The 706-nt window shown below is 42.8% G+C and carries 1 protein-coding gene; it reads left to right on the top strand.

Annotation, left to right across the window (positions count from 1 at the left end):
- Positions 1-102: 102 nt before the first annotated feature.
- Positions 103-706: putative capsular polysaccharide synthesis family protein (locus tag R7O13_RS27060; RefSeq protein WP_140145597.1), on the top strand; the 604-nt coding region annotated here is incomplete at its 3' end.

Raw genomic sequence — 706 nt, forward strand, 5'->3', positions numbered from 1 at the left:
CCAGTTATGATCAGTCGAAAACGAACACCAGAACCTCAGACAGTCATCCATTCGCTGCCAGTCAATAAAAGTCACGAATTTTAATAATCAAGGATTTGATCAATGAAATACTCTATCGCTCGACAATTTGAAAAGAACCGAGAACTTCGGGCTGATAACTTCGTCTTGGTGTATCAAATGGGGAAAGTGGGCTCATCGTCTATCGAGCATACTTTGGAAGCGCGTAACATTCCGAGCTATCACATCCACACGTTTGACGATCATGAAGAATTTCACATGTACCACAACAAAAAGGATGTGAGTAAATTCTTCGATTTTAAAAATCGCGCAATGTACCGCTTGGTTCTGAATCAACGCAAGCGCATTTTGCAAAAGCGCGAGCAAATCAAGATCGTTACATTAATCCGTGACCCGATTGCGACGGTTTTCTCCCGTTTTTTCCAAGATTTGCATCTGCAATTTATCGAAGGCAAAAAGAACGACGCCATCCACCGCGATATGGAAGTGACCTACAAGCATCTCGAGCATTGCTTTGATAACTACATCAACCTGAACTACTTCGCAGATTGGTTCGATAACGAGCTAAAACGTAACTTCAGCATCGATGTCATGCGCCAAGAGATCGATAACACTCAACCATTTTTCACGTTCAACAATGACAAAGCCAGCGTCATTCTCATTAAGTGCGAGCAACTGAGTTCCCTCG

Source organism: Vibrio sp. Y176 (genome assembly GCF_033438945.1).